Origin of the sequence: Pseudomonas fluorescens (assembly GCF_002837185.1) — a bacterium.
GTDB lineage: Bacteria > Pseudomonadota > Gammaproteobacteria > Pseudomonadales > Pseudomonadaceae > Aquipseudomonas > Aquipseudomonas fluorescens_AM.
The window spans coordinates 1-9,177 of sequence record NZ_KZ478031.1 but is presented as its reverse complement, the minus strand read 5'-3'; the positions used below and the strand labels follow the sequence as shown (position 1 = coordinate 9,177).

Here is a 9,177-nt window from a genome sequence, read left to right as displayed (position 1 = left end):
ACGCGCTGCTCGCCTGGTGGTGCGCGCAACCGCTGGACGTGTGCTTCCTGCCGACGCCGGTCGCCGAGTACGCCTTCAGCCAGCAGATCGAGCATCCGACGCTGCGCACCTTGCTGATCGGTGGCGACCGCTTGCGCCAGTTCACGCGCCCGCTGCGTTACGCATTGGTCAATAACTACGGGCCCACCGAAGCCACAGTAGTCGCCACCTCAGGCCAGATCGAGGTCGGCCAGTCGCTGCATATCGGCAAGCCTGTCGCCAATGCCACGGTATACCTGCTCGACGAACAGCAGCGTCCGGTGCCGCTGGGGGTGGCCGCAGAAGTGTATGTCGGCGGCCAAGGCGTGGCGCGCGGTTACCTGAACCGCTCGGAACTGACCGCCGAACGCTTCCTGCATGACCCGTTCAATGAGGGGCGCATGTACCGCACCGGTGACTTGGCGCGTTGGTTGCCCGACGGCACCCTGGAGTACCTGGGCCGCAACGACGATCAGGTGAAAATCCGTGGTGTGCGCATCGAACTGGGCGAAATCGAAACCCAACTCAACCAGTTGCCGGGTAGCCAGGATGTCGTGGTGCTGGTCTGTGACGAGCGGCTGGTGGCGTATTTCACCGTGCATCCGTCGGTGGGTACCTTGGCTGGCGCTGATATCCGTGCGCACCTGGTCGCGCGTCTGCCGGGCTACATGGTCCCGGCCGCGTACATGCGGCTCGATGCGCTCCCGCTGACGGCCAACGGCAAGCTCGATCGCAAGGCCCTGCCAAAGCCGGACCTGTCGGCCCTGTTTATCCGTGAGTACATTGCGCCCGAGGGCGAGCTTGAAAGCGTGCTCGCGCAGATTTGGGCCGATGTGTTGCAGGTGGCGCAAGTAGGCCGGCGCGACAACTTTTTCGAACTCGGCGGTCACTCGCTGCTGGCCATGCGCATGGTGTCCCAGGTGCGTCAGCGCCTGGGCATAGAGCTGCTGCTGAGCGATTTTTTCGCCAATGCCGAACTCAGCGCCGTCGCCGCCGTACTGGCCCAGTCCGGTCGCAGCACTTTGCCGGATATCCTGCCGGCCAATCGCGAAGAACACGCTCCGTTGTCGTTCGCCCAGCAACGCCTGTGGTTCCTGGCGCTGATGGAAGGCGCCAATACCGCCTATAACATTCCCATCGGCTTGCGACTGCGCGGGCAATTGCATGTGCAGGCGCTGCAACGCGCCTTGGCACGTATTGTTGCGCGACATGAAACCCTGCGCAGCCGCTTTGCCCAGCACGGCGACGACGCCCGGGTGCTGATTGCACCGCCTGAAGAGGTGTTGGCGCTGCAATTGCAGGACCTGCGTCGTCATTCCTATCCTCAACAGGCACTGGATGCGTTGATCCACGGCGAAGCCTCGGCACCGTTCGACCTGGTACAGGGGCCGCTGATGCGTGGACGCCTGGTGACGCTGGCCGACGATCACCATGTGCTGCTGCTGACCCTGCACCACATCGTCTCTGATGGCTGGTCCATGGGCGTGCTCACCCGGGAACTGATGGCGCTGTACCAGGCCTTCAGCCATGGCCTGCCCGACCCGTTGCCGCCACTGCCGATCCAGTACGTCGATTTTGCCGTGTGGCAACGGCGCTGGCTGAGTGGCGAAGTCCTCAACCACCAGAGCGCTTACTGGCAGCAAGCCCTGGCCGGCGCGCCGCCGTTGCTGTCCCTGCCTACCGATCGGCCCCGCCCGGCGCAGCAGAGCTATGCCGGCGATACGGTCCAGGTGCGCCTGGATGAGCGTCTGACCGCCGGGCTCAAGGCGTTGAGCCAGCGGCACGGGGTGACGCTGTACATGACCGTGATGAGCGCCTGGGCGTCACTGCTTGCACGGTTGTCCGGTCAGCACGACCTGGTGATCGGCTCGCCGGTAGCCAACCGGGCCCGCAGTGAAGTGGAAGGACTGATTGGCTTGTTCGTCAACACGCTTGCCGTGCGCATCGACACCTGCGGCGAGCTGAGCACCGAGGCGCTGTTGGCGCGGGTCAAGGCGGTGACGCTGGCGGCTCAGTCTCACCAGGACCTGCCGTTCGAAAAAGTCGTGGAGATCCTCCGACCACTGCGCAGCCTGGCACATAGCCCGATCTTCCAGGTGCTGCTGACCTGGCAGGACAGCAGTGCACCGGCGCTGGCCCTCGGCGACCTGACGCTGGAGGCGATCGTCGAGAACAGCCACTTTGCCAAGTTCGATCTGGCGCTGAGCCTGGGCGAAGTCGACGGCTGCATTCTAGGCACATTGGAATACGCGGTGGCCTTGTTCGATGAGGCGACGGTGCAGCGTTACGTCGGCTACCTGATTCGTCTGTTGCAGGCGATGGTCGAAGACGACCAGGCGGTGCTGGAGCATACGCCGTTGCTGGGCGCGCGCGAGCGTCAGCAGGTGCTGTTTGATTTCAACGCTACGGCAGTCGACTACAACCTCGACCAGACCCTGCATGGCCTGTTCGAAGCGCAGGTTGAACGCACGCCGGATGCGATTGCGCTGAAGGCGGGCACGCAGCAATTGACCTATGCCGAACTCAATAGCCGCGCGAACCAATTGGCCCATCATCTGCTGGCGCTCGGTGTGCAGCCGGATGCCCGCGTAGCCATCTGCGCAGAGCGTGGCCTGGACATGGTTATCGCCCTGTATGCGGTGCTCAAGGCCGGCGCGGCCTATGTGCCGCTGGATCCGGCGTATCCCCAGGAGCGGATCGCCTACATGCTGCAAGACAGTGCACCGCAGGTGGTGCTCGCCCAGGTCGCTACGCGTGGTTTGCTGGGCGAGGTGGCGGTGCTTGAATTGGACCAGCCGTGCTGGCAGCACCAGCCGGACGATAACCCTGCGGTACGCGGTGCAAGCGCTTATGTGATCTACACCTCAGGTTCTACCGGGCAGCCCAAGGGGGTGATCAACGATCACGGTGGGGTGGTCAACCGCCTGCTGTGGATGCAGGACGAATACGGACTGACCTGCGACGACGCAGTCCTGCAGAAAACCCCGTTCAGCTTCGACGTATCGGTGTGGGAATTTTTCTGGCCGTTGTCCATCGGTGCTCGGCTGGTGATGGCGCGTCCGGGCGGTCACAAGGACCCCGCTTACCTGTGCGAGGTCATCGAAGGTGAAGCGATCACGACGTTGCACTTTGTGCCGTCAATGCTCGATGTCTTCCTTGCCTATGGCGATGTCGGCCAGGTAGCGGGCCTGCAACGCGTGATGTGCAGTGGTGAAGCGCTGCCAGGCAGCCTGGTGCGGCGCTTCAAGCAGCAACTGCCGGGCGTCAACCTGTATAACCTGTACGGTCCGACTGAAGCGGCGGTGGACGTGACGGCGTGGTCCTGCCTGCCTTGCGACGTGCCGGAAAACACGCCCATCGGCAAACCGATCGCCAATACCCGCATGTACGTGCTGGACACGCAGATGCAGCCGGTGCCCCTGGGGGTGGTGGGCGAGCTGTTCATTGGCGGCGTGCAAGTGGCGCGGGGCTATTTGAATCGTCCTGAACTGACGGCCGAGCGCTTCCTTGATGACCCGTTTACCGAGGGACGCTTGTACCGTACCGGTGACCTCGGCCGTTATCTGCCCGACGGCACACTCCAATACCTGGGGCGCAATGACGACCAGGTGAAAATCCATGGCTTGCGGATAGAACTGGGGGAAATCCAAGCGCGACTGACCGAGCATCCCGCGGTGAACGAAGCGGTGGTGGTGGTCCGTGAGCAACGCCTGATCGCTTACTACACCGCCGAGGCGTGCGACATCCATGAGCTGCGCAGTCATTTGGCGCAACAGCTTCCGGCGTTCATGGTGCCCGCTGTGTTTGTGCGCCTGGACGCGTTGCCGCTGAGCCCCAACGGCAAGCTCGATCGCAAGGCACTGCCGGCGCCGGACGTGGAGTCGGTGAGCGTGCGCGACTACGAAGCGCCCCAGGGCGATACCGAAATCGCCCTGGCCAGCGTGTGGGCCGAGTTGCTGGGGGTGGAGCGTATAGGGCGGCAGGATAACTTCTTCGAGCTGGGCGGGCATTCATTGATGGCCGTGAGCCTGATGGGGCGCCTGCGCCAGCTCGGATTGTCGGCGGACATGAACGTGCTGTTCAGCCAGCCGACGTTGACGGCCCTGGCGGCGACCCTGGGTGGCAGCCGGGAAGTGGCCGTACCCGCCAATGGCATCGCCGCCGATTGCGACGCCATCACACCGTCCATGCTGACGCTGGCGCGCCTGGATCAGCCGGCCATCGACCGTGTTGTCGCCGCCATCCCCGGCGGGGCCGCCAATGTGCAGGATATCTACCCGCTGGCCCCGTTGCAGCAGGGAATTCTCTACCACCACCGCGCGGTGCAGGAGGACGACGTGTATGTGCTGCAGGCGCAATTTGCCTTCGACAGCACGGCACGCTTGCACGCATTTGCCGAGGCATTGCAGGCGGTGATCCGGCGTCATGACATCCTGCGTTCCTCGTTCCATTGGGACGGCTTGCAAGAGCCGATGCAAGTTGTGTGGCGTGAGGCGTCCCTGCACGTTGAGAAAGGGCCGTTGCCGCAGCGCCTGGACCTGGCTCAGGCACCGGTGATGCGCCTGGTCTACACCGAGGAACCGCAGCGCGTGGTGGCCACCTTGCTGTTTCACCACTTGGTGATGGACCACGTGACCCTGGGCATCCTCAAGCATGACATGCAGGCCTTCCTGGGGGGCAAAGGCGATACGCTGAGCGCACCGGTGCCTTATCGCAATTACGTTGCCCAGACCCGCCTGGGCATCACCGACGAAGAGCATGAGGCGTTCTTTCGCGACATGCTCGCCCACGTCGATGAGCCGACCTGCCTGTGCGAGCTGGGCCCGGTTGAGCAGGTGCAAAGCCTGCTCGATCGTGCGCTGAGCCAGCGCCTGCGCACCCAGGCGCGTCGGGCCGGCGTGAGCGCTGCCAGCGTCATGCACTTGGCCTGGGCCCTGGTCATGGGCAAGGTGGCCGTGCGCGAGTCGGTCGTGTTCGGCACCGTGATGCTGGGCCGCCTGCAGGGCGGCGAAGGTGCCGAACGGGCGATGGGCGTCTTTATCAATACCTTGCCGCTGCGCGTCGACCTGGGTGAACACTCGGTGCGGGGGGCCCTGCGCGACACCCATGCGCGCCTGGCGCAGTTGCTCAAGCACGAACACGCGCCCCTGGCGCTGGCGCAGCGTTGCAGCAGCGTGCCTGCAGGCACGTCGTTGTTCAACGTGCTGTTCAACTATCGTCACAGTGCCGAGGCACCCGGCACGCCAAATGACGATGCAGCAAAGGCATGGCAGGGCATCTATTTGCTCGAGGGCGAGGAGCGCTCCAGCTACGGCCTGTCGATGAGTGTGGACGACCTGGGCGAGAGTTTCAGTCTGAGCGCAGCGGGTCAGGGTGCGCGGCGTCTTTGCGGTTACCTGGCCACAGCGCTTGAGCAGATGGTGACGGCGTTGGAGGGCACCGTCGACAGCGCCATCAGCGCTGTGTCGATCCTGCCGGCCGACGAACGCCGACAATTGCTTGAGGACTTCAACGCCACCGCCCGCCAATTCCCCCGTGTGCACACGGTGCAACGCTTGTTCGAGGCCCAGGCCGGGGCCCGTCCCGGTGCGCTGGCAGTGGTGCATGGCGAGCAGCGCGTGAGCTACGTTGACCTCAACCTTCGCGCCAACCGCTTGGCCCATCACCTGCTCGGCCTTGGCGTGCACACCGGGGACAGCGTAGCGATCCTGCTGCCACGCGGCGTGGACTTGATAGTCGGCCAACTGGCCGTGTTGAAATGCGCCGCCGCCTACGTGCCGCTGGATATCAATGCACCCGCCGAGCGCCAGGGTTTCATGCTGCAGGACAGCGGCGCGGTGCGGCTGCTGACCCGCAGTGATATAGCCGTTGACTACCCGGCTCAACGCCTGGACCTCGATACGCTGACCCTGGATGCGCAACCTGACCACAACCCCGACCTGTCGCAATCGTCGGACAGCGTGGCCTACGTCATGTACACCTCCGGGTCCACCGGCACGCCGAAGGGCGTCGTGGTGCCTCATCGTGGCATCACCCGGCTGGTCATCAACAACGGCTATGCGGATTTCAACGCGGGTGATCGTGTGGCATTCGCCTCCAACCCGGCCTTTGACGCCAGCACGATGGATGTGTGGGGGCCACTGCTCAACGGCGGGCAGGTGCAGGTCATCGATCATTCCATATTGCTCGATCCGGTGGCGTTTGGCGCTGCGTTGGAGGGGGCGACGATACTGTTCGTCACCACGGCGCTGTTCAATCAGTACGTGCAACTGATACCCGATGCGCTGGCGGGGTTACGCATCCTCCTGTGCGGAGGCGAGCGCGCTGATCCGGCAGCGTTCCGCAGCTTGTTGGCGCGCGCACCGGCACTGCGTCTTGTGCATTGCTACGGGCCGACGGAAACCACCACTTACGCGACCACCCATGAGGTGCGCGCACTCGCCGACAACACGGACAGCGTGCCGATCGGTCGACCGATTTCCAATACTCAGGTCTATGTCCTGGATGCGCAGTTGCAGCCGGTGCCGTTGGGCGTGACCGGTGAAATCTGTATCGGTGGCGACGGCGTGGCCCTGGGGTATTTGAATCGTGCGCAATTGAGCGCCGAACAGTTTGTGCACGACCCCTTCAAGCCCGAGGCCCTGATGTACCGCACCGGCGACCTGGGTCGCTGGAACGCGGACGGCTTGCTGGAGTGCGTGGGGCGCAACGACGACCAAGTGAAAATTCGCGGTTTTCGTATCGAACTGGGCGAGATTGAAGCACGCCTGGCGACCCACGCCGCCATTCAGGAGGCGGTGGTGCTGGCCCGTGAAGACGCACCGGGCGACAAACGCCTGGCGGCCTATTTCACCTGGGCGGCAGAGCCTGTTGGCATCGATAGCCTGCGTGCCCATCTGCAGGAACAACTCCCGGACTACATGGTGCCGTCAGCCTATATGCCACTGGAGCGGTTACCCCTGACGGCCAATGGCAAGATCGACCGCAAGGCCTTGCCGGTCCCCGCGCTGCAAGCGCCGGCTGACCGCGTGTTCGAACCGCCTCGTGATGCTTTTGAGCACAGGCTGGGTCAGCTATGGGCCGACGTACTCAAGCTTGAGCAGGTCGGCCGCGATGACAGTTTCTTCGAACTGGGCGGTCATTCCTTGCTTGCCATTCGCCTGGTCGGCCTGATGGAGGAGGCGGGTCTGCAGGTGAGCCTGGCCGAGCTCTTTGAGCACGTCAGCGTGGCGAACGTGGCCTCGATGTTGCGCGAGCGTGACGAGCAGGCAACGCGCTGCACCACGGTGGTAACCGTGCGCAGCAGCGGTGCCCAGCCGGCCTTGTTCCTGGTGCACGAGTTCAGCGGCATGGACGTGTATTTCCCGGCGCTGGGTCAGCACCTGCCGGGTGACTACCCGATTTATGGTCTGCCGGGCCTGGCGCTGGGCGAGGCTCACCTGAACACCATGGAGGGCTTGGCGGCGCGCATGGTCGGCCTGATTCGCGAGATCCAGCCGCACGGACCCTACCGTGTGGCGGGATGGTCGTTCGGCGGGGTGCTTGCCTATGAAGTGGCCATGCAACTGTTGGGGCTGGACGAAAGCGTCGCGTTCCTTGGTCTGATCGACACCTTCGTGCCGCGCATGACCGATCAGGGCAAGGCACGCTGGGAAGGGCCGCAGGCGCTCAAGCGGCATCTGCTGCTGCAGTGCACGGCTCATTGGACCGTACAAGGAGGCACGCATGAAGTGGCGAGATTGGCGCAACTGGAAGCAGACACTCAACAGTTGGACCTTGCGGGCCTGCTGCAATGTTGTCGCGATGAAGGTTTGTTATACCCGCAAATGGCGGCGGCCGCGGACGCCGACTTGATCAGTTTCATCGAGCGCGAAGTCGGGCATGGGCATGCGCTGGCGCATTACAGCCTGTTCCCGCTGCCGATTCCGGTGCATCTGTTCAGCGCCCGGGAACGGCCGACCGAACTGTCGCGGCGCAGTGAGTCGTTGGGCTGGGAGGACGCGCTGGCATCCGGGCAACTGCGCCAGATTGAAGTGCCCGGCAATCACCAGAGCATGATGCAGGCTCCGCATATCCGCAGCCTGGGCGCGGCGATGGCCCAAGCGTTGGCTGAGTCTTTACCGGTGATGGAGGCGGCGCATCAGCCCTTGCTGCGTATCCAGGGCGGCAAGGCCGGGCATGCGCCGCTGTTCTGTGTACCCGGTGCGGGCGACAGCGTGACCGGCTTCGTCGGCTTGAGCGAGGCGCTGGGGCGGGACTGGCCGTTGTACGGCCTGCAACCGCGTGGGCTGGACGGTGAAGCGGTGCCTCACAGCCAGGTGGAAGCGGCGGCGCAGTGTTATCTGGCGGCGCTGATTCATGAGTGCCCGGCGGGGCCGGTGCACCTGGTCGGGCATTCGTTTGGCGGCTGGGTCGCGCTGGAAATGGCGCTGCGCTTGCAGGCGATGGGCCGCGAGGTGGCGTCGTTGACGGTGATCGACAGTGAGTCGCCGGGGGGCAATGGTGTGGTGGGGCGGCCGTATACGTCGACGGCGGCGTTGTTGCGGTTGATCGAGGCGATGCAGTTGGCGGCCGGGAGGTCCCTGGGGATCGATCCGCTGGATTTTGCCGCGAGTGATGAGGTGGCGCAGCGCCAGGCGTTGCATGCGGGGATGGTTGGGGTTGGTTTGTTGCCGGCGCGGTCTGCCGGGGATGCGATGGTTGGCCCTGCGCGGACTTATGCGGCGGCGTTGCGTACGGTGTATCGGCCGCAGGCTCGGTATGACGGGGTGGTGCGCTTGGTGCTGGCGCAGGATCCGGCGCTGGATGCGGCGGGCAATCAGCGTGAGCAGGGGTTGATGATCGAGGGGTGGCGGGGGCAGGGGCGTGCGTTGCAGGTTTGGTATGGCGGGGGGAATCACTTCACTTTGCTCAAGGCGCCGAATGTGTTGGCGTTGGCCAGGTGGTGGGTTGAGGGGGTTGTGGTTGGGGAGGTGGTGTCTTGATGGCCGCCACATGTGGGAAGGGGTTTGTTCCTGATACCCCTCGGTCCGAATGTGGGAGGGGGCTTGCCCCCGATGGCGGCCTGTCAACCGACGGTTACCCATCTGATACACCTCGGTTCGAATGTGGGAGGGGGCTTGCCCCCGATGGCGGCCTCTGGGCCGACCAGGATGTTGG

The 9,177-nt window shown here is 64.4% G+C and carries 1 protein-coding gene; it reads left to right on the top strand.

All coding sequences use genetic code 11. From position 1 onward, the window contains the following. The coding region (locus CIB54_RS25605) for a non-ribosomal peptide synthetase (protein ID WP_157829754.1) at nucleotides 1-9,002 on the top strand (9,002 nt) is incomplete at its 5' end. Nucleotides 9,003-9,177 lie beyond the last annotated feature (175 nt).